This window comes from Streptomyces sp. NPDC000229 (genome assembly GCF_040300825.1).
In the GTDB taxonomy this organism is placed as follows: Bacteria; Actinomycetota; Actinomycetes; order Streptomycetales; family Streptomycetaceae; genus Streptomyces.
Window position 1 is genome coordinate 23231 of record NZ_JBEPEL010000041.1, and the last position, 25905, is coordinate 49135.

22 protein-coding genes are annotated in these 25905 nt (G+C 71.8%); 14 read left to right on the top strand and 8 right to left on the bottom strand.

Annotated elements, in window-relative coordinates:
* Positions 1 to 4: 4 nt before the first annotated feature.
* Positions 5 to 1663 (top strand): tannase/feruloyl esterase family alpha/beta hydrolase, encoded by a 1659-nt coding sequence (locus ABT360_RS20530; protein ID WP_351818180.1) that lies wholly within the window; start codon positions 5 to 7, stop codon positions 1661 to 1663.
* A gap of 221 nt (positions 1664 to 1884) precedes the next feature.
* Positions 1885 to 3267 carry an MFS transporter gene (locus tag ABT360_RS20535; protein ID WP_351818183.1) on the top strand — a complete coding sequence of 461 codons (1383 nt, stop codon included), beginning with the start codon at positions 1885 to 1887 and terminating at the stop codon, positions 3265 to 3267.
* Between the two features lie 287 nt (positions 3268 to 3554).
* Here ABT360_RS20535 and ABT360_RS20540 read toward each other — a convergent pair whose 3' ends face one another.
* Genes ABT360_RS20540 through ABT360_RS20555 form a run of 4 tightly spaced genes read right to left on the bottom strand, consistent with a single transcriptional unit; the run spans position 3555 to position 12178 of the window.
* A complete protein-coding gene (locus ABT360_RS20540) occupies positions 3555 to 5774 on the bottom strand; it encodes an NADP-dependent isocitrate dehydrogenase (protein ID WP_351818186.1) in 2220 nt (739 codons plus the stop codon).
* 37 nt (positions 5775 to 5811) lie between these two features.
* Positions 5812 to 10296 (bottom strand): non-ribosomal peptide synthetase, encoded by a 4485-nt coding sequence (locus ABT360_RS20545; RefSeq protein WP_351818188.1) that lies wholly within the window; start codon positions 10294 to 10296, stop codon positions 5812 to 5814.
* A complete protein-coding gene (locus ABT360_RS20550) occupies positions 10293 to 11924 on the bottom strand; it encodes an amino acid adenylation domain-containing protein (RefSeq protein ID WP_351818191.1) in 1632 nt (543 codons plus the stop codon). The genes ABT360_RS20545 and ABT360_RS20550 overlap by 4 nt, the downstream gene beginning before the upstream one ends.
* On the bottom strand, positions 11921 to 12178 hold the full coding sequence (locus ABT360_RS20555; RefSeq protein WP_351818194.1) for a phosphopantetheine-binding protein: 258 nt from the start codon (positions 12176 to 12178) through the stop codon (positions 11921 to 11923). Before ABT360_RS20555 ends, ABT360_RS20550 begins: the two co-directional genes overlap by 4 nt.
* 302 nt (positions 12179 to 12480) lie before the next feature.
* Between ABT360_RS20555 and ABT360_RS20560 the strand changes: the two genes are divergently transcribed.
* On the top strand, positions 12481 to 13218 hold the full coding sequence (locus tag ABT360_RS20560) for a CAP domain-containing protein (RefSeq protein WP_351818197.1): 738 nt from the start codon (positions 12481 to 12483) through the stop codon (positions 13216 to 13218).
* 59 nt (positions 13219 to 13277) lie between these two features.
* Here the strand turns inward: ABT360_RS20560 and ABT360_RS20565 are convergent, their stop codons facing one another.
* Both ABT360_RS20565 and ABT360_RS20570 read right to left on the bottom strand, forming a co-directional pair.
* Positions 13278 to 14042, bottom strand: coding sequence for a peptidoglycan recognition protein family protein (locus ABT360_RS20565; protein ID WP_351818200.1), 765 nt, complete (start codon positions 14040 to 14042; stop codon positions 13278 to 13280).
* Positions 14043 to 14213: 171 nt separating this feature from the next.
* The gene (locus tag ABT360_RS20570; protein ID WP_351818203.1) at positions 14214 to 14867 is read right to left on the bottom strand and encodes a class I SAM-dependent DNA methyltransferase; all 654 of its coding nucleotides are present in this window, start codon (positions 14865 to 14867) and stop codon (positions 14214 to 14216) included.
* Between the two features lie 127 nt (positions 14868 to 14994).
* On the opposite strand from ABT360_RS20570, the gene ABT360_RS20575 reads away from it, so the two are divergent.
* From ABT360_RS20575 to ABT360_RS20585, 3 genes are all read left to right on the top strand, one after another.
* Positions 14995 to 16437, top strand: coding sequence for a WGR domain-containing protein (locus tag ABT360_RS20575; protein WP_351818206.1), 1443 nt, complete (start codon positions 14995 to 14997; stop codon positions 16435 to 16437).
* On the top strand, positions 16434 to 16919 hold the full coding sequence (locus tag ABT360_RS20580) for a hypothetical protein (protein WP_351818209.1): 486 nt from the start codon (positions 16434 to 16436) through the stop codon (positions 16917 to 16919). The genes ABT360_RS20575 and ABT360_RS20580 overlap by 4 nt, the downstream gene beginning before the upstream one ends.
* Before the next feature lie 135 nt (positions 16920 to 17054).
* Positions 17055 to 17594 (top strand): DoxX family protein, encoded by a 540-nt coding sequence (locus ABT360_RS20585; protein WP_351818212.1) that lies wholly within the window; start codon positions 17055 to 17057, stop codon positions 17592 to 17594.
* 317 nt (positions 17595 to 17911) lie between these two features.
* On the opposite strand, the gene ABT360_RS20590 is transcribed toward ABT360_RS20585, so the two are convergent.
* Positions 17912 to 18100: a DUF6131 family protein gene (locus tag ABT360_RS20590; RefSeq protein WP_351818269.1), complete on the bottom strand. Its 189-nt coding sequence runs from the start codon at positions 18098 to 18100 to the stop codon at positions 17912 to 17914.
* 110 nt (positions 18101 to 18210) lie between these two features.
* Between ABT360_RS20590 and ABT360_RS20595 the strand changes: the two genes are divergently transcribed.
* Complete coding sequence (locus ABT360_RS20595; protein WP_351818215.1) at positions 18211 to 19479, top strand: FAD-dependent monooxygenase; 1269 nt, start codon at positions 18211 to 18213, stop codon at positions 19477 to 19479.
* Here the strand turns inward: ABT360_RS20595 and ABT360_RS20600 are convergent.
* Entirely contained in the window at positions 19403 to 19936 is a 534-nt protein-coding gene (locus tag ABT360_RS20600) for a hypothetical protein (protein WP_351818218.1), read from the bottom strand. The two genes, ABT360_RS20595 and ABT360_RS20600, sit on opposite strands and share 77 nt — an antisense overlap.
* Positions 19937 to 20064: 128 nt before the next feature.
* On the opposite strand from ABT360_RS20600, the gene ABT360_RS20605 reads away from it, so the two are divergent.
* The 7 genes from ABT360_RS20605 to ABT360_RS20640 all read left to right on the top strand — a co-directional run bounded on the left by ABT360_RS20605 (position 20065) and on the right by ABT360_RS20640 (position 25896).
* Positions 20065 to 20394, top strand: coding sequence for a hypothetical protein (locus ABT360_RS20605; RefSeq protein WP_351818221.1), 330 nt, complete (start codon positions 20065 to 20067; stop codon positions 20392 to 20394).
* Positions 20395 to 20478: 84 nt separating this feature from the next.
* The gene (locus ABT360_RS20610) at positions 20479 to 21555 is read left to right on the top strand and encodes a hypothetical protein (RefSeq protein ID WP_351818224.1); all 1077 of its coding nucleotides are present in this window, start codon (positions 20479 to 20481) and stop codon (positions 21553 to 21555) included.
* A gap of 713 nt (positions 21556 to 22268) precedes the next feature.
* Complete coding sequence (locus ABT360_RS20615) at positions 22269 to 22460, top strand: hypothetical protein (protein ID WP_351818227.1); 192 nt, start codon at positions 22269 to 22271, stop codon at positions 22458 to 22460.
* 64 nt (positions 22461 to 22524) lie between these two features.
* On the top strand, positions 22525 to 23400 hold the full coding sequence (locus tag ABT360_RS20620; protein WP_351818230.1) for an MEDS domain-containing protein: 876 nt from the start codon (positions 22525 to 22527) through the stop codon (positions 23398 to 23400).
* A 4-nt stretch (positions 23401 to 23404) separates the two neighbouring features.
* Positions 23405 to 23830, top strand: coding sequence for an ATP-binding protein (locus tag ABT360_RS20625; RefSeq protein WP_351818233.1), 426 nt, complete (start codon positions 23405 to 23407; stop codon positions 23828 to 23830).
* 375 nt (positions 23831 to 24205) lie between these two features.
* Entirely contained in the window at positions 24206 to 24988 is a 783-nt protein-coding gene (locus ABT360_RS20635) for an amino acid ABC transporter ATP-binding protein (protein WP_351818236.1), read from the top strand.
* Between the two features lie 74 nt (positions 24989 to 25062).
* Positions 25063 to 25896, top strand: a complete 834-nt coding sequence (locus ABT360_RS20640; RefSeq protein WP_351818239.1) for a glutamate ABC transporter substrate-binding protein — start codon at positions 25063 to 25065, stop codon at positions 25894 to 25896.
* The last annotated feature ends 9 nt before the right edge of the window (positions 25897 to 25905 follow it).

The following is a 25905-nucleotide window of genomic DNA, read 5'->3' on the forward strand; positions in this document are numbered from 1 at the left end:
CGCCATGAAGAAGACCATCGCCGCAGCAGGGCTTGTCTGCATCCTTGTCAGCGGCACGCTCCTGCCCCCGGCACACGCCGCCCGGCAACCGGCCGACTGCGGCAGCCTGCGCGGCCTGCGGCTGCCCGCCTCAGTGATCGGACTGCCCACCACGGGCGGCGAAGTGAGCGCGGCGAACACCATCGCCCCTTCGGGGAGCGGGACTTCGGCGACAGGCGCGTACTGCCGTGTCGAGGCCGTCATCCACCCCGTGGACCCGGGGGCTCCCGACATCACCCTGCGCGTCGCCCTGCCCCAGCAGTGGAACACGAAGTCGATGATGTTCGGCGGGGGAGGCTACGACGGCACCATCCCCGACGTCACGGGCAACGTCCCCTTCGGCCCGATCAGCCAACCTCGCCCGCTCAGCCGCGGCTACGCCACCTACGCCAGTGACTCCGGCCACCAGGCGGCGCCGGACTTCACACCGACCACCTCCCTGGACGGGTCCTTCGGCCTCAACGACGAAGCCGTGCGCAACTTCGCCGGCGACGCACTGAAAAAGACCCACGACGCCGCGCGCCACATCATCCGCGCGCACTACGGCACCGCCCCCGCCCACACCTACTTCGCCGGCGGCTCCAGCGGCGGACGCGAAGCACTCGCCGTCGTCCAGCGATGGCCCACCGACTTCGACGGCGTCATCGCCGCCTACCCCGCCTGGAACGCCGCCGGCCTCAACCTCTTCTTCGGCTACGAAGCGCAGATCCTCTCCCGCCCAGGGGCCTTCCTCAATCCTGCGGAACAGGAACTTCTGTACCGCGGCGTGATCAGGTCCTGTGACGGCGACGACGGCCTGCGCGACGGCGTCATCTCCAACGAACCAGGCTGCCGCTTCCAGCCCCGCACCCTGCGCTGCCCGGGCGGCAAGGACACCGCGGACACCTGCCTGTCGGATCACCAGATCCACGCCGTCGAGGCGCTCTCCTCCCCACTGCGATGGAAATACCGTCTGGCCAGTGGCGAGACCGGCTACCCCGGCTTCCCGTTCCTCTCCGGCGCCGACATGACGACCCCCTTGCTGGGCATGGGCGTCCGCGCTCCTGGTCACCCGATGCCGAAGGACAGCGGCTACGGCGTCCAGTTCTGGGACCAGTGGGTGCGGTACTTCGTCACCCGTGACCCGGCACACGACCCGCTGGCCGTCGACCCCCGCCGCCCCGGCGCCTGGCAGCACCGCATCAGCCGTCTCTCCGCCTTGCAGGACGTCAACGACCCCGACCTTCGCCGCTTTGCCAAGGCAGGGGGAAAACTCCTCCTCCTGCACGGCACCGCCGACGAACTCGTCAGCCACCGCTCCACCGTCGAATACTTCCAACGCGTCCAGCAACGCGTGGGCCCGCGTGCCACCGGCGCCTTCGCCCGGCTCTATCTCATCCCGGGCGCCAACCACGCCAACGTCGACGCGTCCTTCGCGGCAAGCTACGACTCGCTCAGTTCCCTGGAAAGCTGGACAGAAGACGGCAGGGCCCCCTCACATCCTGTCGTCACCGACACCAGCCCCGCCGGGAACACCCGCACCCGGCCGCTGTGCGCCTTCCCCTCCTGGCCGAAATACCGCGGCCACGGCGATCCCGCCTCCGCACGCAGCTTCACCTGTCACAGCACGCCGCCACGAACCTGATCCGGCGCCCGCACGCCCCCTGCCCCCCCGGCCCCCTGTCTCCAGGGAACTGCTCAGCCACACAGTGCGGCAGAGGGCACGCCCGACCCGGTATGGCTGCGGCGAGGACATCCCCGCAGGATCAGTGTCCGCCCCGCACATAACGGAGGGCGGGCCAACCATCCCACTCTGGTGCACGACCACACACGACTCCAGCCACCGTCGCGAAAGTGGTGCTTCACATGCCGTCCCCACCCTCAGCACAGCCCCAGGCCCCCGGCAACCTGAAGAAGATCGTGGCCGCCAGCCTCATCGGCACCACCATCGAGTGGTACGACTTCTTCCTCTACGGCGCAGCCGCCGCACTCGTGTTCAACAAGCTCTTCTTCCCCGACTCCGATCCCATGGTCGGCACACTCCTGTCATTCCTGACCTACGCCGTCGGCTTCGCCGCCCGCCCCATCGGCGCCCTCGTCTTCGGCCACTTCGGCGACCGGTTGGGCCGCAAAAAACTCCTGGTGTACAGCCTGCTGATGATGGGTGGCGCAACCTTCCTGATCGGTCTGCTCCCCACCCACGCCACCATCGGCTCGGCCGCCCCCCTTCTGCTCACCGTGCTGCGCCTGGTCCAGGGATTCGCCCTGGGCGGCGAATGGGGCGGCGCGGTGCTGCTGGTGGCGGAGCACGGAGACGCCGAACGGCGCGGCTTCTGGGCCTCGTGGCCGCAAACCGGGGCGCCGGCCGGGCAGTTGCTGGCCACAGGCGTCCTCGCCACGCTGACGGCAACACTGTCGGACGCGGCGTTCAACTCCTGGGGGTGGCGGGTGCCGTTCCTGCTTTCCGGCGCGCTGGTACTCGTCGGACTGTGGATCCGGCTCTCCGTCGATGAATCGCCCGTGTTCAAAGCCGCCCTCGCAGCAGCCGAACGCCGCAAGGCCGCACGAGCCCCCCGCGAGAAGCCGCCCATACTCGCCGTCCTGCGCGACCACTGGCGCGACGTCCTCATCGCCATGGGCACCCGCATGGCGGAGAACATCTCCTACTACGTCGTCACCGCATTCATCCTCGTGTACGCGACCGAACACGCCGGCACGAGCAAACAGACCGCCCTCAACGCCGTCCTGATCGCATCCGCCGTCCACTTCGTGACCATCCCCCTGTGGGGTGCCCTCTCCGACAAGCTCGGGCGACGCCCCGTCTACCTCATCGGCGCCCTCGGCACGGGAATCTGGATCCACCCGTTCTTCACCCTGGTCGACCGGCAGTCCTTCCCGGCAATGATCACAGCCGTCACCGTGGCCCTCCTCTTCCACGGTGCGATGTACGCCCCACAGGCGGCCTTCTTCTCCGAATTGTTCGCCACCCGCATGCGCTACTCCGGAGCATCGATCGGCGCTCAGTTCTCGTCCGTGGCCGCCGGCGCCCCCGCCCCGCTCATCGCCACCGCCCTGCTCGCCGAGTACGACAGCGCCGCGCCCATCGCCCTCTACGTCATGGCCGCCGTCCTGCTCACCGTCATCGCCCTCGGCTGCGCCAACGAGACCCGTCACCGGGATCTCTCGGACACAGAAACCTACGAAACCGAGCCGGCATCGACCGGTGACCAGCCGGTTCGTACGGCTTGAAACCCTGCGGACAGCTTGTCGTCGTACAGGTGGAAGCCGTTGCAGGACGTTCCCTTCAGGAGCCGTTCCCCGGCCCGAGGTGTCAGTACGTCCAGCGCGGCGGGCCCGGCGCCCGGGCGACGGACCGCAGGAAGGTGCCGTGCGCGTTCCGCCGGCCGCCCCCGGCAAGGGCCTGACCGGTCGGTCGGGCCGGATCACGCGGCCCAGGGCCGCGCGGACGGGACCGCCCCGGCCGGGAGTCCCGGCCGGGGCGGTCGTGTCGTGCTGCCGTGCGTGCTGCCGTGGCGTCAGGCCAGGGTGGCGAGCGCCTGGTTGAGGGTCGCCGAGGGGCGCATGACGGCCGAGGCCTTGGCCGGGTCCGGGTGGTAGTAGCCGCCGATGTCGGCCGGCTTGCCCTGGACGGCGATCAGCTCGTCGACGATCTTCTGCTCATTGTCGGTGAGCGTCTGGGCGAGCGGGGCGAACGCCTTGGCGAGGTCCGCGTCGTCGGTCTGCTTCGCCAGCTCCTGGGCCCAGTACATGGCCAGGTAGAAGTGGCTGCCGCGGTTGTCGATGCCACCCAGGCGACGGCTCGGCGACTTGTCCTCGTTGAGGAACGTCGCGGTCGCGCGGTCCAGGGTGTCGGCGAGGACCTGGGCGCGGGCGTTGCCCGTGGTCTGGGCGAGGTGCTCGAAGCTGACCGCGAGCGCGAGGAACTCGCCCAGGCTGTCCCAGCGCAGGTAGTTCTCCTTGACCAGCTGCTGGACGTGCTTGGGCGCCGAGCCGCCGGCGCCCGTCTCGAACAGGCCGCCGCCGTTCATCAGCGGGACGACCGAGAGCATCTTCGCGCTGGTGCCCAGCTCGAGGATCGGGAACAGGTCGGTGAGGTAGTCGCGGAGCACGTTGCCGGTGACCGAGATGGTGTTCTCGCCGCGGCGGATGCGCTCGACGGACAGCTTGGTCGCCTCGACCGGGGACATGATCCGGATGTCCAGGCCCTCGGTGTCGTGCTCCGGCAGGTACCGCTTGACCTTCTCGATGAGCACGGCGTCGTGCGCACGGGTCTCGTCCAGCCAGAACACCGCCGGGTCGCCGGTCGCGCGGGCGCGGGTGACGGCGAGCTTCACCCAGTCCTTGATCGGCGCGTCCTTGGTCTGGCAGGCGCGGAAGATGTCACCGGCCGAAACGGCCTGCTCCAGGACGACGTTGCCGGCCTCGTCGACGAGACGGACGGTGCCCGTGGCGGGAATCTCGAAGGTCTTGTCGTGGCTGCCGTACTCCTCGGCCTTCTGCGCCATCAGACCGACGTTGGGCACCGAGCCCATCGTCGACGGGTCGTACGCGCCGTTGGCCCGGCAGTCGTCGATGACGACCTGGTAGACGCCGGAGTAGCTGCTGTCCGGCAGGACGGCGAGCGTGTCGGCCTCCTGGCCGTCCGGGCCCCACATGTGCCCGGAGGTGCGGATCATGGCCGGCATGGAGGCGTCGACGATGACGTCGGACGGGACGTGCAGGTTGGTGATGCCCTTGTCGGAGTCCACCATGGCGAGCTCCGGGCCCTCGGCGAGCTCGGCGTCGAAGGACGCCTTGATCTCGGCACCCTCGGGCAGGGCCTCCAGGCCCTTGTAGATGCCGCCGAGACCGTCGTTCGGGGTCAGGCCGGCCGCGGCGAGCGTCTCACCGTACTTGGCGAACGTCTTCGGGAAGAAGGCGCGCACGACGTGACCGAAGACGATCGGGTCGGAGACCTTCATCATGGTCGCCTTGAGGTGCACGGAGAACAGCACACCCTCCGCCTTGGCGCGGGCGACCTGCGCCGACAGGAACTCGCGCAGCGCGGCGACGCGCATCACGGAGGCGTCGACGACCTCGCCCGCGAGGACGGGTACGGACTCGCGCAGGACGGTGGTGGAGCCGTCGTCGCCCGCCAGCTCGATACGGAGCGCACCGGCCTCGGAGATCACCACGGACTTCTCGGTGGAGCGGAAGTCGTTCTCGCCCATCGTCGCGACGTTCGTCTTCGACTCGGGGTTCCACGCGCCCATGCGGTGCGGGTGGGTCTTGGCGTAGTTCTTGACCGACGCGGGGGCGCGACGGTCGGAGTTGCCCTCACGCAGGACCGGGTTCACGGCGCTGCCCTTGACCTTGTCGTAACGGGCGCGGATGTCCCGCTCCTCGTCGGTCTTCGGGTCGTCCGGGTAGTCCGGCAGTGCGTAGCCCTGCTCCTGCAGCTCGGCGACCGCGGCCTTCAGCTGCGGGATCGACGCCGAGATGTTCGGCAGCTTGATGATGTTGGCCTCGGGCGTCTTGGCCAGCTCACCCAGCTCGGCGAGCGCGTCGTCGATGCGCTGCCCCTCCTGGAGGTACTCCGGGAAGCCGGCGATGATCCGGCCCGCCAGCGAGATGTCCCGGGTCTCCACGCTGACCCCGGCCGTCGAGGCGTACGCCTGGACCACGGGCAGGAACGAGTGCGTGGCCAGGGCCGGGGCCTCGTCAGTGTGTGTGTAGATGATGGTCGAGTCAGTCACCGGGTGCTCCGCTCCACGTCTGCAACATTGCTCGACATCAAGATATCTCGTGATCGACGTCTTCTCGACAGGGGTCCGGTTCCTTTCCGGAGGGGGGCGGAGGCAGGAAGCCTTCCCGCACGAAGAAGTGGACATAGCGGGCGAATAGCGTGTTGTCGACCCCGGGCGACACCACACCCGAGCCGCGCAGCGCGCGCCGGGTGGCCGAGGAGTCGAACAGCGGCGGGTCCCCCCGTCGCGCGGCGTCCGTGCCGGCCGGCGGGAGCAGGCCGAGGAGCGGGTACGCCGCGTTGCCGGGGTGCCGCTCCACGTGGCGGTGCCAGTCCGCCAGGGGCACGTCGTCGAGCCGGTAGCCCAGCGACCTGAGGCCGTCCACGATCTCGGTGAACAGGCGGAGCCGCTCGCTGGAGACGTGGAACGTCCCCCGGGCGGCCGACGCGTCGGAGGCCAGCGCCACGATCGCCCCGCTCACGTGGTCCACGGGCACCAGGTCGAAGTCCGAGACGTAGTCGCCCGGGGCGAGGCCCGCCTGGACGCAGCCCTTCACCAGCAGCCAGAGGAAGTCGGACGTCTGGCACACCCCGGTCCCGGTGGAGCCGGCGATCCTCGTGGGGCGGTACACCGTGACCGGCAGGCCGCGCTCCCGGGCCTGGGCGACGAGTGTCTCGGCCACCCACTTCGACTCGGCGTACCCGTTGCGCAGGCGCGTGACGTCCCCCAGCGGGTGATCCGGCAGGACACGGCCGGACGGTGGACCGGCCGGGGGGAAGACCCCGACGGTGGAGACGTGGTGCACGGGGACCGTGCGGTGGGCGGCCGCCAGACGAAGGATCTCCGCGGTCCCGTCGACGTTGGCAGCCTTCAGCCGTTCGTAGCCGTACGCGAGGTTCACCTCGGCGCCGGAGTGGAACACCACGTCGACGGTGCCGGCCAGCTCGTCGAACCGGTCCCGCCCCAGGCCCAGCCGGGGCAGCGCCAGATCGCCGGGCACCGCCACGACGCGGTGCGCGCGGGACTCGTCCCACAGGCCGTACCGCTCCAGCGTGGCGCGGATCCGCTTCTCGGCGGCGGCCGGCTCCTGGGCCCGCACCAGGCAGTGCACCACGGCGCCGGACCGCTCCAGCAGGTCGCGCAGCAGGAACGCGCCGAGGAATCCGGTGGCGCCCGTCAGCAGGACGTGGCGCGGGTCGTCGGCGACGTGCACCACCTCCCGCGCGGGCGTGATGTCCGCGGCGAGCGTTTCCGGGCCGATGGCGGGGACCGCCCGTCCGCGCGTGGTGGCGAGTGCGGTCAGGGCACTGAGGGTGGGCGCCGCGACGATGTCGGCGGGCCGGATGTCCAGCCCCAGCTCCGTGCGGAGGCGGACGGACAGGCGGACGGCCAGCAGAGAGTCGCCCCCGAGCGAGAAGAACGACCGGTCCGGGTGGATGTCCGGGGTACGCAGTACGTCGGCCCAGACGGCGGCCAGTCCGTGCGGCAGGCGGGCGGCGGCCGGTTCGGCGGAGACGGCCGGCGCGGTGGGCGCTTCAGTGGCTGTGGGTGCTGTGGGTGCTGTGCGCGTGGTGGTTGCTGTGGGGCCTGTGGGTGCGGTGAGTGCCGTGGGGGGTTGCGGCGCGTACAGGCGGTGCACCGCCGCCCGGTCCGTCTTGCCGCTCGCGGTGAGCGGGAGGCGGCCCGGGATGCGGACCACGGACGCCGGGACCAGGTACTGGGGAAGCCGCTCCAGGAGCGCCTGGCGCACCCGCTCCGGCTCGGGAACCTGCGGGCCGGTACCCGTGTAGTACGCCAGGAGCCGCTTCTCGTCCGCGCCCGTCCCGTCCACGTGCACCACGGCGTCGGCCACGCCCGGAACCGTCTTCAGAGCGGCTTCGACCTCACCCGGCTCGACCCGGTACCCGCGGATCTTGACCTGGTCGTCATTGCGGCCGAGGAACTGGATCGTGCCGTCCGGCAGAAAGCGCCCCAGGTCGCCCGTGCGGTACAGGAGGCCGCTGGGCCGCGCCGGACCGAAGGGATCCGGCACGAAACGGCGACCCTGTGCGGCCTCCGCGGAGAGGTAGCCGAGCGCGACGGCATCCCCGGCGACGCAGATCTCCCCGATCGTTCCGACCGGACACGGCCGGAGCCGGCCGTCCAGGACGTACACCCTGCTGCCCGGCACCGGCCGCCCGATGGACGGGCGGTCCGGCCACGCCGCGGGCGCGCCCGTGAGGGGGTGTGCGGTGACCACATGGGTCTCCGAAGGGCCGTACTGGTTCTCCAGGCGCGCCCCGGGACAGGCGGCGGTGAAGAACCTCCGGATCGCCGGCGTCACATACAGCTGTTCGCCGGCCGTGATCACCTCGCGGAGGCTCTCGGCGGAGCGGCCGGTGGCCACGGCGTACTCGGCCAGCTGTTGCAGGGCGACGTAGGGGAGGAAGAGGCGGCCGACCGCGTGCCGCTCGATGAGGTCGAGCAGGCGGTGCGGATCGCCACGCGTCCCGTCGTCCGCGAGGACGAGCGTCCCGCCGCACGCCCATGTTCCGAACATCTCCTGGAACGCCACGTCGAAGCCGAGCGGCGCGAACTGGAGCGTGCGGGAGCCGGAGCCGGCTGCCGAGCCGCGGCACTGCCAGTCCAGCAGTGCCGCCAGCGACCGGTGCGGCAGGGCCACGCCCTTGGGCCTGCCGGTCGATCCGGAGGTGTACACGACGTACGCCACGTCCCCCGGGGACGTCCTCGGAAGGGACTCGTCCGACGCGCCGGGGGGAGCGTCGTCCAGGAAGAGCACGGGTACGCCGGTGTCCGGCGCGGCCGGCGTCGTGCGGGTGGTCAGCAGAGCCGCCATACGGCTGTCGCGGATCATGAAGGCCGTCCGCTCGGCGGGGAGGGACGGGTCCAGCGGCACACAGGCGGCGCCCGCGCGAAGGACGGCCAGGACGGCGACGAGGGCGTTGGCCGACCGCTCGATCCGGATACCAATCCGCTTCCGGGCCAGCCCCTGGGACACCAGCCACTGGGCGAGGGCCTGGGAGGCGGCCGAGAGCCCGGCATACGTGAGGGTCCGCCCGGCGTGCACCACGGCAGCCGCGTCCGGTGCCGACCGCGCCGTCCGGGCGACGAGCTCGTGGGCGTGCGGGAGCGGCGCGGGCCCCTCCGGCTCGGGGCCCCGCGGCAGTGTTTCGGTCACCAGCCGCCGTTCCGCCTCCGGCATGACGGCCAGGTCGTCCACGGCCGCGTCCGGGTTCCGGGTGGCGTCGGCGAGGAGGGCCAGGAAGCGCTCGGTGAGGCGCCGCGCGGTCGACGGGTCGAGGACGCCTGTCGCGTACTCCATCAGGGCCCGGTAACCGCCCTCATGAGGGACGAGTTCCAGGAACACGTCGAACTTGGCGGTGCCGTTGTGGCCGTAGAGGCGCTCGGCGGACACACCGGGCAGCCTCAGCCCGGGCGCGTCGGCGTCGTCGAGCGTGAACACCACCTGGAACAGCGGGAACCGGCCCGGTACCCGCTCGCCCGCCAGCTCCGCGACCAGCAGGCTGTGCGGGACGTGGCGGTGTGCCACGGCCCCGCGTACGACTGCGGTGCTCTGCCGGACCAGCTCCCGGAACGTCTGCCCGGGGCGTACGCGCTGACGCAGCGGCATCACGTCGCTGAGGCAGGCGATCAGCGGTTCCAGCTCCAGCCGGTCCCGCCGGGTGACCGGGGTGCCCAGCACGATGTCGTCCTGCCCGCCGAGTCGTGTCACGAGGGCGGTCAGGGCGGCGGTGAACAGCACGAACGGCGTCGTACGGAGGTGGCGGCAGGCGGCGCGTACGGCGTCGGCGAGATCGGGGCCGATGGAGAACTCGATCAGCTCGCCCCGGTGGTCCGGCACCGCCGGGCGAGGCCTGTCCAGCGGAAACGTGGACTCGGCGGGTGCGCCGTCCAGCATCCGGCGCCAGTACTCCATGGCCTTGTCCATGGCCCCGTCCAAGGTCTCCGTCGCCTGCTCGCGCTGGGCCCGGGCGTACGCGCCGTACGTGGTGGCCAGGACCGGCAGTGCGGGGCGGCCGTCCTCGACGGCGGCCCGGTACAGCTCGCTGAACTCCTGGTCGAGCAGGCGGAACGACCACCCGTCGATGACCGCGTGGTGCAGGGCGACCACCAGGACGGCGTCCCGCTCGCCGGTACGCAGCAGCGTCGCCCGCAGCAGCGGCGGCCGGTCCGCGGGCAGGGGCCCGGAGACGGCCTCCCGGACCGCCTCGGCCATGGCCCCGGGACCGACCTCCCGGACGGCGAGCGGAACGGGCGCAGGAGGGAACACCCGCTGCGTGGTCCGGCCGTCCTCCAGGACCAGGGCGGTGCGCAGCGGTTCGTGCCGTGCGACGACGCCCGTCAGGGCCGCCCGGACGGCCGGGACGTCGAGGGCGCCGCGCAAGCGGTGGATCCAGGACTCGACATAACGTCCGGCCCCCGCCTGGAACTGGTCGTTGAGCCAGATCGACTCCTGCTCGAACGACATCGGGTGGGTGGTGCGGGCGCCCTCGGCTTCGTACGTGCTCACGCGTCGGCCTCCGTGCCGTTTCCGCCCGGCCGGAGCGTGCGCAGCAGCGCGGGCCGGTCCAGTTTCCCGTGGGCGGTGAGTGGCGGTTCCGTCAGCCCGCGCACCAGGTCCGGCACCAGGTGGCGGGGCAACCGGGCGGCCAGTTCCCGGCGGACGGCCCCCGGGCGCAGAGGAACTTCGGCGGGTGCCTGCGTGTAGAAGAGCGCCAGGCGCTCGTACCCTCCGCTCGCGCCGGGGACCGGGACGACCGCACAGTCGGCCACGCCCGGCACGGTGCGTACGACGGCTTCCACCTCCTCCGGCTCGACGCGGTGGCCGCGCACCTTGACCTGCCGGTCGGCGCGTCCGGCGAAGTGCACGACACCGTCGGCGTCCTGGAACCCGAGGTCTCCGGTCCGGTACATCCGGGTGGGTACGCCGTCGACGGCGACGGTCGGGAACATCCGGGCGGTCAGCTCCGTGTCGCCCAGATATCCCAGGGCGATCCCGTCACCCGAGACGCAGATCTCACCCGTGGTGCCCGGTTCGGCCGTCCGCCCGTCCGTCCGGATGTGCACCCGACGGCCCGGTACCGGTTCACCGACCGGGATCCCGGACGGGACGTCGCAGTCGGAGCGGCGTACGCGGCGGGCGGTGGTGAAGACGCACGCCTCGACGGGCCCGTAACCATTGGTCAGTTGGATGGACGGGTGGCGGTCGAGGAAGGCGCGCACCCGGGGCACGGAGAGCCGTTCCCCGCCGGTCAGCACATGGCGCAGCCCCTCGAAGCAGCCGGGGTCCTCGTCGATGAAGAGATGGAACAGCGACGCGGTGAGCCAGACCGTGTCCACCCCTTCGCGCGTGACGAGGCCGCGCAGCGTGCCGGGCAGCAGGTAACCGGCGTCGAGGAGCACACTGGTCCCGCCGTTGATCAGCGGGCCCCAGGTCTCCAGCGTGAAGCCGTCCCACGAGACCGGTGCCGCCTGGGGCATCACCGGCCGCCTCGGGCCGCGGGAGGTGAACGGTTCGAAGCCGCCGTCGAACAGGCTGAGGGTGGCGCGGTGTCCGGACACCACCGCCTTGGGCCGGCCGGTGGTCCCGGAGGTGAAGAACACCGTGGCGGGGCAGGCCCCGTCGACCCGTCCCTTTGCCCGGTGTCCGCGCGGCGCCCTTCCCGCGTCCCGGGGAAGCGGGCCGTGCTCGGAGGGGGGACACAGCGAGCCCTCCTGCCAGGCGTCCCACCCCTCCGGCGCGACCGTCACACGGGGTGACAGCAGGCCGGCCACGGATCGCAGCCGCTCGACGGGCCAGGAGGGGTCCAGGGCCGCGTACGCGGCACCGGTCTTCAGTACGCCCAGGAGGGCCGCCACCAGCGTCGCCGAACGTGCCAGTACGACCGGGACGAACGTGCCCGGTCCGGCGCCCCGGTCCAGCAGTTCGGCGGCCCAGGCATCAGCCGCGGCGTCCAGCTCCGCGTAGCTGACGCGCCGGGTGCCGTGGACCAGGGCGACGGCGTCGGGCCTGTGGGCGGCGTGCCGCTCGACGGCCTCGTGGATCAGGGACGGCCCGGGCCCGGGTATCGGGAACGGGCCGCTCGTTCTTGTCGCGGCGACATCGGCGACCCCGGGAGCCGCGGCGGCGCCGGTCACCGGGCGTCCCGGGCGGTGGCTACGGCCGAGGCGAAATCGGCGAGGTCCTCGCTGTCGAGCAGGGTCTCCGGGGGGACGTCCACGTCCAGTTCGCGGCCGACGCGCAGGCATATGCGTATCGCGTCCAGGGACGTGCCGCCGAAGTCGTAGAAATTGTCCGTCAGCCGGTGCGGCCCGGCGCCCGTCACCTCGGCCACGACGGACAGCACGACCTCCACGACATGTTCGGTGGGCGAGGCGCTCTCAGTGCTCACGTGCGGGGCTGACACCCTGGAAGTCCTTTCTGCTCTGGTGTGCTCTCTCGGCCTGAATCGACCACCGCCAGACGGGTTTTATCGAACAAGTCCGGCGAGCCTTCGCACATCCTGCCGCATCGCCGGCTCGGCCGGAGTGGACGGTCGGCCGGTGGCGATCGCCCCATGCGGTCGTTTCCGCGGACGGTCGGTTTCCGGCCGAGGCGCGTACGGAAGCCTTCTCTTCACACCGCCCGGCGCCTCGCCTGTTCTCCCCTGTGCGCCGGACCGGCCGGCAGCAACCGGAAAAGAGCGGAGTCCCCGTGCAGCACCAGCCCCACCAGGACGATCCCGGCGCGGGCGGCGACCGTGCGGGCCCAAAGCGCCCCGTCCGTCCGGCGGAGCGAGGACACGCGCCATGGCGCACCCGGGCCCACCGGGGCGCCGGAACCGTGATCGCCGGTACGGTGGCGGCCGCCGCCGTGGCCACCGCGATCCTCATAACGGGGAACACGGGCCGCCACCCCGGCGCCACCACCCGAACCGGAACGACCCTGCCTACGAGCGTGCCCGCGTCGGCGCCCGACCGCGCCGAGCGGGCGGCGCCGACCGAACCCGAGCCGGGCGGCGGCGAGAACACGCCACGCGCCGGGGGTGCCCAGGCCCCGGGGATCGCCACCGGGTACGCCGAGCGCGTGGTCGCCCTGGTCAACGCAGAGCGTGCCAGGGCCGGTTGCTCGCCCCTGCGCCGCAACGGCCGTCTCCGGAGCAGCGCACAGGGCCACGCCGACGACATGGCCGCCCGCGACTACTACGCGCACAACAGCCCTGAGGGACGCGACGCGGGCGACCGGATGGAGGCGGCGGGCTACAACTGGCGTACGTGGGGCGAGAACATCCACCGCGGCCCCAAGGACCCCGCCCGCGCCGTGCGGGACTGGATGGGCAGCGCGGGGCACCGCAAGAACATCGTGAACTGCGAGTTCAAGGACATCGGCGTGGGCGTGAACCTCCGGTCCAACGGGCCCTGGTGGGTCCAGAACTTCGGCGTCGTCGGCTGACCCGGCCGGACGGCGCCGAGTGGTGCCGGAAGGCGCCCGGCGCGTGACCGGCCCCGTTCCTACCGCCGCTGGATACGCGCGGCCCGCGCGCCGATGTCGGGCAGCTTCGCGTACAGGGCGGCGCCCGGACAGCGGGTGGGATAGCCGTCCGTATGGCCGCCGACCACCGGCAGGACCGCCTTCGTCCCCTTCGGGTAGCGGGCCTCGTCGTGCGTGGACACCAGGGTGACGCTGCCCCGCGGATCGGGGCCCCGCGGTCCGAGCTTCCAGGCGACCAGCCGTGCGATCGCGTCGAGCATCGGCTCCGGGACGCTCTCCCCGGGCGTGAACGTGCCGATCGCGGCGATGCCGACCGTCCCCTCGTTGAAACCCTTGGTGTGCGCCCCGATCACGGGACGGTCGACCCCGCCGGCCCGGCCCTCGTAGATGGTGCCGCACGCGTCGACGAGGAAGTTGTAGCCGAGGTCGTCCCAGTGCCTGCCGTAGGCGTGCCCCGCGTACAGATCGCGAAGCGTGCGCGGCACGGTCGCGCAGTCGTAGCCGTTCGGGGTGCTGGTGTGGTGGATGACGGCCGCCTTCACGGAGGGCGCGTAGCGGGCGCCGGGAGCGGTGTCCACGCTCTCGGCGTGCCAGGCCCGGCGCGGCACGATGGCGGGCCGTGGACCCTGGTGCAGAGCCCGGTGCGCCCGCTTGCGCTCCGAAGACGAGGAGGCGGTGCCCGGCGGCGCCCCCGAGGGGTTGAGCCACAGCGCCGTCGCGCCGAGGAGCACGAGCACCGCCAGCGCGGCGGCGCTACGGTACCCGCGCCTCCGCAACAGCTGCATGCTCCACCTCCGCTCGTCGGCTCGCGGCCGTGGTGGTGCCGCACCCCACCGGTGACCGGGGTCGTCACCGCCATCGTCCCCGGGACCCGCCCCTCGCGCCCGCCGGGCTGCTCCGAGTGGCTACGTGCGCCCGTACGTCCGTGGCTACGTCCGCCCGTACGGTCCGGGTGGCTACGTCCGCGTGACTTTGCGGGCCAGCAGAAAGGCCTGGGGGGTCCTCTCCGTCGCGTACGCCTCGCGCACCAGCCGCGCGTCCACGGCGAAGCCGGCTTCCGCCAGCAGCCCGGCCAGCCGGTCCGGGGACCAGCGGTGGAAGTCGAGCGCCACGGTGCGGCCGAAAGCCTCGGTCAGACGCAGAGGCTCGTCACCGACCTGGAAGGCCAGCAGCAGGTGACCGCCGGGGGCCAGCACCCGGTGGAACCCGGTCAGCACGCCCGGCACCTGCTCCGGCTCGACATGGATGAGCGAGTACCAGGCGACGACACCGCCGAGTACGCCGTCCCCGAGATCCAGGTCCGTCATCGAACCCTCGTCGAACCGCAGGTCCGGATACGCCCTCCTGGCGACCTCCAGCATCCCGGGCGAGAGGTCGACGCCGAAGACGTCCAGTCCGAGGGAGCTCAGGTGGGTCGCCACCCGGCCGGTGCCGCACCCGATGTCGGCGACCCGCCCGCCCCCGGTGCCCCGCACGGTTTCGGCGAAGGCGGCGAGCATCGCGCGGTCCAGCGGTTTGGCGTCGAGGTCCCCACGGGCGTATTCCTCGTAATCGGGGGCGATGGCGTCGTACGACTCACGGGTGTCGCGCAGTGTGCGTGTCTCGGTCATGGACCGCGACCCTAGCGGCCTGCCAACCGGCCGCTGTCGCGGGTCGATTGTCAGTGGTGCCTCCTACCGTTCAGGCAGTGGGACTCGCGGAACAGGCCGCGGGCTCCGTCCTGGGGAGGGGTCTGCCATGTCGACGACGTCGACGACGTATCTGGAGCTGTCACAGGACGGCGGCGGTGCGCACAAGTTCTACGAGGTGACGGTCCAGGGACAGGTGGTGTCGGTGCGGTACGGGCGGATCGGCGCCGCCGGGCAGACCCAGACGTCGACGTTCCCCACGCTGCAGAAGGCACAGGCCGCCGCGGCGAAGAAGGTGGGTGAGAAGGTGCGCAAGGGGTACGCGCCGGCCGTGCCGGGGCAGCGCGCGCCCCGGGCCGTCACCCGGCGTCAGGTCTCCTCGGCGCCGTCCACCGCGCGGGCCGTCGCACCGGTGCTGTGGCGGTTCCGCACGGGCTCGTCGGCGTTCGGCATCCACGTCGACGACGAGCGCTGCTGGGTCGGCAACCAGGCGGGGGACGTCTACACGCTGGACCACGGCGGCGAGGTCCTCGCCCGGTACAGCCTGCCCGACGGCGTCAAGTGCCTGGTGGCCGACGACTTCTGGATCTATGCCGGCTGCGACGACGGCCGGGTGTACGACCTGTCGTCGAAGCTGCCGTTCGCGGCGTACGACATCGCCGCGGACGTGGACATCTTCTGGCTGGACATCCACGAGGGCGTGCTGAACGTCGCGGACCGGGGCGGGCGGCTCACCGTGATCGACCACGAGGACGAGCACCAGTGGGCGCGGGGCGGGCGGGGCGAGCACGCCTGGATGGTGCGCGCCGACGACCGGGCCGTCTACCACGGCCATCACCGCGGGGTGACGGCGTACGCACCGGACGGCGGCGGGGAGTTGTGGCACACGCCCACCAAGGGCGCGGTGCTGTTCGGCTGGCAGGAGGCCGACGCGGTGTACGCGGGCACGGGCCACCGGGTGGTGCAGCGGCTGTCCAAGGCGGACGGCGCTCTGGAGGCGACGTACGGCTGTGACAGCGCGGTGTACTCGTGCGCCACCTCGCCCGGCGGCCGGTTCGTGTTCGCCGGGGACGCCGCGTCGTCCGTGTACTGCTTCGACCGGGACGGCACGCGCCTGTGGAAGCTCGGTACGGGCGGCGGTTCGGCGCTGTCGATGCAGTACCACGAGGAGCGGCTCTACCTGGTCACCACGGACGGCTCCCTGGTGTGCGTGGACGCGAGCGAGGCGGCGATCACGGCCGCCCAGCAGGGCACGGTTCCGGTCGCCCGGGACGTGAAGCTGGCCGCCGCGCTGCCCACGTACGCGCCGGCGACCGCCGCCGGTTCCGTGACGACGGTGACGGCCGCGCCCGCCGGTGCGGTGGTCGTGGAGTGCGTCCAGGAGGGCGGCCGGACGCGTGTGCATGTGGTGTCGGACGGTTACGAGCGGTCGTGGAACGTCCAGTTCCCGCGTGCGATACGGGAGCCGGGCGCGCGGTATGTGGTGGACGCGCTGCACCCCGCCTCGGGAGGCTTCTACCGGGTGCGGGGTGACATCAGGAGGCTGCTGTGACGGATGAGGGGTTCGAGGCGGCGACGGGGGAGGGCCCCGCTCTGCCGGTGACGGACGGGGCGGCGGGGCGCAGAGCCGCGGAGGTGCGCGTGGCCTTCGAGGGGCTGTTGCAGATCCGGCGCCTCACCAACACGGTGGGCGGCGACCCCGAGGCGGTGCCCGCCGTCTGGGAGCGCAACCAGCCGGTCAGGGCGGTCGCCCTGGCGCTGGAGGCGGCCGGGATCGCGCCCTCGGCCGTCGACGCGGAAGGGCGACGGGTGGCGACGGGGTACCGCGTGGCACCGGGGGAGGTGCCGGGGACGGTACGGGTGGACTGGCTGGGGCCACCGGGCGGCGGAGCCGCCCAGGAGGAGGACGCCGCCCTCGGCGAGTGTGCCCGGGCGCTGGGCCGTCTTGGCTGGGAGGCCCTGCTCTACCGCGGCCCGCGCAAGCGCCGCTTCCTGGAGGTGGAGCCGGTGCCCGGGGGCGCACCGGCCGGGTGACGGTCGCCGCCGAAGGGCCGGCCACCGGGCCCCGCGGGCTGCTCACCCGTACGGCGTACCTGCCCCGCCCCGCGGCGCGCTCCGGGGCCACAGTGGAACGGTACGTACCTGAAGCCGTCACGTCCGGGAGACCCCATGAGCGCCATCAACCGACGCGACCTCGGCCTGCTCGTCCTCCGTGTCGGCACCGGAGCGGTGCTCGCCGCGCACGGCACGCAGAAGCTGTTGGGCTGGTTCGGCGGCGGTGGCTTGGAGGGCACGTCCAAGGCGATGGAGGCGATGGGCTTCCGGCCCGGCCGCCAGAGCGCCGTAGCGGCCGGTCTGGGGGAGGCGGGCGGCGGAACGCTGCTGATGCTCGGGCTCGCCACCCCCGCCGCCGGGGCGGCCGCGGCGGGCGCGATGGCCGGCGCGGTCGCGGTGCACGCCCCGGCAGGGTTCTTCAACCAGTCCGGCGGCTACGAGTACCCCGCCTTCCTCGGCTTCACGGCCGCGGCCATCGGTGTCACCGGCGCCGGCCGGTACTCGCTCGACCACGCCACCGGCCACCGCTTCGACCAGCCCTGGACCCTGGTGGCGGCCTTCGTGGGCAGCGCCCTGGCCGCTGCGGCCGTGGTCGGCAAGCGCGCCAAGGACCAACTCGCCGAAGCCGCCGAGACCGGCAACGGCGACATCTAGGGTCTTTCGTTTGGGGCGACCGACGACAACGCCGCGAGGTGCGGTGTCCAGGCGCCACGAGCCCAGCAAGATCCGAACGAGAGGCCCTGGCCCCCAGGCGACCCCGGCAGCGCCGGAGCGGCGGGTGTGGTCCCCCCGCGGCACCGAATCGGCGCGGTCCGGGACGGCACCTGCCCCTGGCGGCGATCAGTACGGCGATCCGGCGCCCTCCCGGCCGGCGCGAGCCCGGCCCGGTCCGTCCCCGCCCGGTCACCCGGCGGGAGGGACGGAGCGGGCCGGCCCGTCGTGAAGGTGGCGACGACTCACCAGTTCACGGTTCACCAGTAATGACGCCGTCCGCCGACCGCGTGCCCTACGGCGCCCAGCACCCAGAGGACCAATCCGATCACCAGCAGGATGAGTCCGATGGTCCACAGAATGCTGATGCCCGCGACGAAACCGATGATGAGCAGGACAAGGCCCAAGATGATCATGATGCCTCCGATCAGGAGAGTCCCACTACACATGACGTCCCCAGTCAGAGCGTGAGCAAACCGCATAAATCCCCCCAGCATCCCGGGCGGGCTGCTACGTTTCGTGGTCAATTGACCATGCTGCGTCATTCAGGGGAGTGTGCGTGAAGGTCGCCTGTGTCGGCGGCGGGCCCGCCGGTCTGTACTTCTCGATTCTGATGAAGCTGCGGGATCCGTCCCACGACATCACCGTCTACGAGCGCGACCCGGCGGGCTCCACGTACGGCTGGGGTGTCACCTACTGGGCGGGCCTGCTCGACCGGCTGCATCGCCACGACCCGGTCTCCGCCCGTGCCGTCGCCGAGAACTCGGTGCGATGGAGCGACGGCGTGGCGTACGTCCGCGACCGCTCGACGGCGCACCACGGGGACCAGGGGTTCGGCATCGGCCGTCACACCCTGCTCGACATCCTCGCGCAGCGGGCCCACTCCCTGGGCGTGCGCATCGAGTTCCAGCAGCCGGTCACCGAGCCGGCCGAGCGGTTCCGGGCCGACCTGGTCGTCGCCGGCGACGGAGCGAGCAGCGGGTTGCGCGGCCGCCACGCGACCCACTTCGGCACCGACATCACGACCGGACACAACAAATTCATCTGGCTCGGCACCACCAAGGTCTTCGACGCCTTCACCTTCGCCTTCGTCGAGACGGCGCACGGGTGGATCTGGTGCTACGGCTACCGCTACAGCGCGACCCACAGCACCTGCGTCGTCGAGTGTTCGCCCGCCACATGGACCGGCCTCGGCCTCGACCGCGGGAGCCACGCCGAAAACCTCACCGTGCTCCAGCGCCTCTTCGCCGAGCCACTGGACGGCCACCCCCTGATCGGCCGGGCACAGGCCGACGGCAGCGCGCGGTGGCTGAACTTCCGCACCGTGACCAACCGCACCTGGTACCGGGACAACCTCGTCCTGCTCGGCGACGCCGCGCACACCACCCACTACTCGATCGGCGCGGGCACCACGCTCGCCCTGGAGGACGCCATCGCCCTGGCCGCCGCCCTGCACGAGCGCCCGGGCCTCCAGCCCGCCCTCGCCCGCTATGAGCGGCAGCGCCGAACCGCTCTCGTCCCCACCCAGAGCGCGGCCCGCTACAGCGCCCGGTGGTACGAAAACCTGCCCCGCTACATGGACCTCGCACCGCCCGAGATGTTCGCTCTGCTCGGCCAGCGGCACTCCCCCCTGCTGCCCCACATCCCGCCCCGGCTGTACTACCGGATCGACCGGGCGGCCGGCCGGCTCGAAACGCTGCGCAGACTCAAGCGCTGGCTGGGACCCCGGCTCGCCCGCACGGTCTCGGGCGTCAATCGGGGTACGGACCGAAGAAGAAGTCCGCGCCCGGATCCTCCACATACACCCGGTGGGCCGAGCGGTAGGTGAAGCGGCAGCCCTCCGCCCGGCCGGCGGCGCTCGACACCGGCTCGGTGCGCACCAGATGGACGATGGGACTGCGTTCCCCGGGCGCGATGCGCACCGGAGCCCCGGAGTGGTCCTTCTCCATGCCGGGCGTCTTGCCGAAGTCATCGTCCGACGCCCCCAGCGGGAGCGCCCCGATGGCGAGCGTGTCGACCGCTCTGACCTCCCCGGTCTTCCAGTGTGCCGGGGCGCGCACCAACTCCACGTCGAGCACCTCGATGGGCTGGGAGGAGGTATTGGTCGGCGTCGGACAGGTGAACCAGTAGCCCTTGCCGGTCACGAACGTCTCGAAGCCCAGCGAGTGGAGCGCCCCTTCGCCGCCGTTCTCCAGAGCCGTTCCCCCGGTCGTGGCACCGGACGCGCCGCTGCCCAGCGCCAGCAGCACCAAGGCGGCCCCCGCCGCGATCAGCCGTGACTTCATCGAACCCCCCGTTGTCAAAGTCCCCGCATGTCACCACACCGGCCGATCCGTGGCGACACCACGTGAGCGAGTTCAGAGCTTGGACCGGGGTTTTGGTGAAGAACGAGCACACCGCACACTGGGTCCTTGTGAACGAGGGAAGCAGCGATCATCACCACGACCACGACCACGACCACGACTACGAACGCGTACATGACGACGACTCACCCCGCAGGGGCCGCGTCGTGCTCATGGCGGTTCTGGTCCCCGTCGTGGGTGCGGCCGGGGGTGCGGCGGGACCACTGTTCCGGGGCACCACGTCCGCCGGCGGCCCGCTCCTCGTCCTCACGGGGGTCGTGGCGTTCCTCGCCGCCTTCGCCCTCTTCTCCCTCAGCGCCATCTGGCTCCTCAACAAGGCCTCGCTCGCGGTCGCCCATGTCAGGGCCCATCGCGGACACCGTGACCGGAGGGCGCGTTGACGGAGCCGGGCAGGAGGGGAACCGCAGCCGGCCGTACGCCGTGATAGCAGCGGAAGAGTTCCGTACACGAGGGGGGAATGCGCCATGGCTGCTGCCGGTACCGTGCGTGTCGACGGTGACAGCGTGCTGCTGGGAGGCGGCGTGCGCGTCCGCTTCATCCGGACGTTGCGCCTTCCGGAGTCGGGGACGCACGCGCTGCCACCGGGACTTGGCGCGTTCCCGGTGCGCCGGGTGGAGGACTTCGCCGACGTCGTGCCGCACCAAATGCGCGAGCGGGGCGGGGTGATGCTTCCCGTGTACCTGCGGGAGGCGATGTGGCTCAGCTTCGCCGGTACGCAGGAACCGGCCGCCCTTCAGGTGGGCGTCGGCAAGGTGTGCGCCGTCTCCGGAGAAAGGTGGAGCGGCCGGTTGTCGCACGGGCCGCAGAACTACCTGGTCCTGCCCAGGCAGCCCTGGCTGGACGGGATCAATTCCGGGCGGGGCACGGTCCGGCAGTTCGTCGCGGTGCCACTCGGCCTGGGCGCCACCGTGGAGGGGCAGCTCACCGGCGAGGAGAGCTGGGGAGGCGTCCAGCTCCAGGCCTTCCCGCTGTCCGGTACGGCGCTGAACGCCTGGCGCGAGCAGCAGCGGATCCAAGCCGAACGCGCCGCGCGGGCCCGCCCGGTGGCTCCCCAGCAGCCGGGAAGCGGCTACGGCGCCGCGCCACCGCCCGCCCCCATGGCCGCCGCCGCTCCCATGGCCGCCCCCGCCGCCCCCGGCGGTCCGCCCGCACGCGCGGCGGCCGCGATGGGCCTGGGCGTGGGCGGCTCCATGCGCCAGGAGGTGTACCGGGACGACCGGCCGCTCTCCGACTGGGCGGAGGAGCCGGCCGGCCGCGTCTTCGTCCACCTGGTGACGCCACCGGAATGGCGCCGTATCACCGGTGAGGCGCCTCCGCCGTCACCCGTGGACCGCGCCGCCTACACCCGTGCCGGACTGCCCTGGTTCGACTACTACGACGAGGACGCCACCGTCCTCGCACCGACGGACGCCCTCGGCGGTGTCAAGCCGGTCGGCGACTGGATCGGCGACGACCACGAGCCGTGGCACCCGCCCGCCCCCCACCAGGTCCAGCCCCTCGGCGACGCCCCCGGCAAGCCGGTGACCGACGGCCAGTGGTGACACGGGGGACGGCCAGTCCTCCCGGAAGACGATACGGAGCGGGGCCGTGCCCCCGGGCCGCCGCGGCAATCGTGGCGCGGTCGCCGGGAACGGCCCGTTCGCAGCCCCGCGCCCGGATCTCCTCGATCCCACTCGTCGTGGATGCGGTCCACGACGAGCCACCGTCGAGTCGAGGTCCGCTCCGGCACGCCGCGGCGTGCCGGACACGGACGCCGTGCGGGCGGCCGGGCAGCACGGAGTACGTATGGGTCGGCGACACGATGATGCAGACGTCGCGGAGCAGGCCCACCGAGTGGACGTGGGTCCGTCCGGTCGCCGGGCCCCGGGTGCGTACCGTGCGATGCATGCGGTCACGGCGGCGACCGCGGGGCGTGCCGTCCGTGGTCACCCCTCGCCGGTGAGGCCCACGACCTGACAGGCGGCCTGCCCGGGCACCATCAGCTCGTGGTGCCTGCGGAACCGCTCAACGACGCCGCCGGGCTCGCGGCCATGGCGGCACCGCGAGGAACTCCCTGGCGCGGCCGCGTTCGGGGACACCGAGCTCGCGCAGCCTCACCACACCGGCTCGTCTCGCCCTCCCCACCTCCACGAGGACCGCCCTGTCGCACCCGTCCGGTTTCGGGGCGGATCCCGGTCGGGTGGCGGAATGCGGGTGGAGCGGGTCTGTGTGACGCTGACGGCGAGACGAGTCACCCGACGGGACGGAGAGGGTCATGAACCAGCTCGGAGACAAGCCCGAAGAGGTCCGCAAGCGGCTCGAGGAGGAGAAGCGGCAGGCCCGGCGGGAACGCGAGGGTGGCGCCGCCGAACGGGCGGAGGAGCCGCCGGAGCCGGCCCCGCCGAAGGGCCCCGTGCCCGGCGACGCGCTGCGTGAGACACATCCCGATGCCCAGGACCGGCAGTGAGCACCCTCGGGAGGTTGGTAACGTAGCGCCACACGGCGGTTACACGGGGGTGGGGGAGGTGGGCGTGCTCGCGAGCGATGAGCACCATCCCGGGACGCTTCCCGTGCAGCACATGGGCCCCGGGCACCACGCGTTCCTGTGCTACGACGACGATGCACCCGGCTGGGACGTCCTGGCCGCGTTCGTCTGGTCCGGGCTGGCCCGAGGCGAGAAGGTCATCGTCTTCGGACCGCCGCGTCTGACGGAGGCACAGGTCCGGTCGCGGTTGCAGGAGGCCCCAGGGCTGCTGGTCGCGTCCGGATACGAGAGGGCGCAACTGGAGCTGAGCAGCATGCGGGAACTGATCCTGCCCGCGCGGCGATTCACCGCAGACCGGCAGTGGCAGCGCATCGTCGAGGAGTCCGAGGCCGCCCGTGACGAGGGGTACACCGGACTGCGTACGTACATCGACATGGGCTGGGTCGCCGACCTGGGCGCCGATCTCGACATGATGATGGACCGCGAGCGCCGGGCCGGCCACCTCTTCACCGACGGCTTCTACAGCGAGATCTGCGCGTACGACCGGCGGCGTTTCCCCGAACCGGTCCTGGAGGCCATGTGCCGGGCCCATCCCCAGAACCTGCTGCCCCGGCTGGGACATCTGAGGTGCCTGCACCGCGAGGGAACGCTCCACGTCATCGGCGAGGCGGACCTGGCCACGCACGGGCAGTTCACCCAGGCCCTCGACGACCTGCTCCGGACCCCCGCGCCGCCACCCGGCCCCCTCACGGTGGACCTGCTGCGCACGGGCTTCCTCGGCGCCGAGTCCGCGGCCGAACTCGTCCGCCTGCTCGACCGGGTGCCGGCCCACCGGCCCGTACGGATCCGCTGCTCCGAGCGGCACGCACGCCTGCTGTGCCGTCTCGGCACGGATCCGGCCGCCCTCGATGTGGCGGGGTAGGGCCATGACCGTGGAATCGGCCGGGGGCCCGCCCGGTATCGGTGAGGAACTCCTGCTGCGTCGCCGCTTCGGCGGCGCGGACATCCCGCGACTGCGCGTCCTGGTGGAGGGCTGCGCGGCCCTGTCCGGGCTCCCGGAACCCCGGCGCGGCGACTTCGTCGTGGCTGTGGACGCCGTGGCCGGCAATGTCGTCCAGCACGCGGGCGGGTACGGCGTACTGGTGCTGGCCAGGACCCCGGAGGAACTGGAGTGCCGCGTCACCGACCGCGGCCCGGGTTTCACCGAGGACGTCATCCCCGACCTCGCCCCCGGCCTCAACGGCGCCTGCCGCGGCCGGGGCCTCTGGCTCACCCGTCTGATCACCGACCGGCTCACCATCGCCCGGGGCCCCGTCGGCAGCACCGTGGCGTTCGCGATGAAACTGCGCTGAGGAACGCCGCCGTCCGGAGCCCCGGCACATGTCCTGCCGGGTTCTCCGCGACCGACAACCCAGGCAGGCCAGTGGCGTACGACCGGGTCGCCGGTGTCGTGGTGACCGGCAACGAGCACGGGCACGCACCACGTGATCAGCGAGACCCCGGCGACATCGGCTGCACCGTCCCCGGCCAGGCGTGGACGTACTGGCACCTCGGCCGCGGGCGCCGGTCCCGCCGCGCTGGCGTACTGGCACCTCGGCCCGGGGGCACCTCGACGATTCCTCGCGGCTCCCGTCACCGAGCGAACCGGCCCCGGCGTGTCGACCGCCCGCCCCTCCCGGCGCCGTCTCGGCGTGCGACAGGCCGGAGGCGGATGGAGGATGAAGCCGATGAGCGGAGCAGCAGTGGCCAAGACACATGACACGCCAGGCACGCACGACGCCCTGGTGGTGCTGAGCAACGTCAACAAGCACTTCGGCGCGTTGCATGTGCTGAAGGACATCAACCTGAGCATCGACCGCGGCGAGGTGGTCGTCGTCATTGGGCCGTCCGGGGGCGGCAAGTCCACCCTGTGCCGGGCCATCAACCGGCTGGAGACGATCGACTCGGGCGAGATCTTCATCGACGGCAAGCCGCTGCCCGCCGAGGGCCGTGAGCTGGCCGCACTTCGAGCCGATGTGGGGATGGTCTTCCAGTCGTTCAACCTCTTCGCGCACAAGACCGTGCTGCAGAACGTGACGCTCGGGCAGATCAAGGTCCGCAAGAAGGACAAGCAGGCAGCCGAGGAGCGGGCCCGCGCCCTCCTCGACCGGGTCGGCGTGGCCTCCCAGGCGGACAAGTACCCCGCACAGCTCTCCGGCGGCCAGCAACAGCGCGTGGCCATCGCCAGAGCGCTGGCCATGGAACCCAAGATCATGCTCTTCGACGAGCCGACCTCGGCACTCGACCCCGAGATGATCAACGAGGTACTGGAGGTCATGCAGCAGCTCGCCCGTGAGGGCATGACGATGGCCGTCGTCACCCACGAGATGGGCTTCGCCCGTTCGGCCGCCAACCGCGTGGTGTTCATGGCGGACGGCAGGATCGTGGAGGAGACGACGCCCGATCAGTTCTTCAACAACCCGCGAACCGACCGCGCCAAAGACTTCCTGTCGAAGATCCTCCACCACTGAGCCGACCCGGTGACGAACCGGTCAGGCCCCGCAGTTCCACGCCCCCCACACAGTAATCCGCAGGGATGATCACCATGAAACCTCTCAAGGCCACCGTCGCGGCCGCCACCGCCGTCGTGCTCGCCCTCACCGCCGCCGCCTGCGGCTCCGACGACGGCGGCGGTGCCGGTGACGGTGGCGACAAGATCACCGTCGGCATCAAGTTCGACCAGCCGGGCCTCGGCCTGAAGACGCCGGACGGCAAGTACACGGGATTCGACATCGACGTGGCGACCTACGTGGCCAAGGAGCTCGGATTCGAGCCCGGCGACATCGAATGGAAGGAAGCCAAGAGCGCCGACCGCGAGACGCTGCTGCAGCGCGGTGACGTCGACTTCATCGCGGCCACCTACTCGATCAACGACGAGCGTGCGAAGAAGGTCGACTTCGCAGGCCCCTACCTCCTGGCGCACCAGGACGTCCTCGTCCGTGCGGACGACAACTCCATCAAGCGGCCCGAGGACCTGAACAACAAGAAGCTCTGCTCGGTCACCGGGTCCACGTCCGCACAGAACGTCAAGGACAGGATCGCCCCCAAGGCCCAGCTCCAGGAGTACGGCGGTTACTCCGAGTGCCTGACCGGCCTGGAGAACAGGGCTGTCGACGCCCTGACCACCGATGACTCCATTCTTGCCGGTTACGCCGCGCAACCGGAGCACCAGGGCAAGTTCAAGCTCGGCGGCTTCAAGCTGAGCAACGAGAACTACGGCATCGGTGTCCAGAAGGGCAGCGACCTGAAGAACCGGATCAACACAGCACTCGAAAAGATGGTCTCGGACGGTTCCTGGGACGAGGCAGTGAAGAAGAACTTCGGCCCGGCGAACTACAAGAACGAGCCCGCACCGAAGATCGGCAACATCGTCAAGTGAAGCAGGACC